We start from the raw sequence: 255 nt of genomic DNA, 5'->3' as shown, positions 1-255 counted from the left end.
TACTGCAGCTTGATATTGGACTTTGATACGATTTGTACAGGATAGGTGGGAGCCTAGGAATCCGGAGCGCCAGCTTCGGTGGAGGCGCCGTTGGGATACCACCCTGATCGTATTGGAGTTCTAACCTAGTACCGTGATCCGGTACGGGGACAGTGTCAGGCGGGCAGTTTGACTGGGGCGGTCGCCTCCTAAAGAGTAACGGAGGCGCCCCAAGGTTCCCTCAGAATGGTTGGAAATCATTCGAAGAGTGCAAAG

Annotated in this window: 1 rRNA gene; it reads left to right on the top strand. The window is 54.5% G+C overall.

Annotation, left to right across the window (positions count from 1 at the left end):
* Positions 1-255: ribosomal RNA gene (locus KI362_RS25435) — 23S ribosomal RNA — on the top strand; the annotation flags it as partial.

The organism is Paenibacillus apis, from assembly GCF_018333295.1.
Taxonomy (GTDB): Bacteria; Bacillota; Bacilli; order Paenibacillales; family Paenibacillaceae; genus Fontibacillus; species Fontibacillus antibioticophila.
The sequence above is the reverse complement of the archived record's forward strand: the minus strand, read 5'-3'. Positions and strand labels throughout refer to the sequence as shown.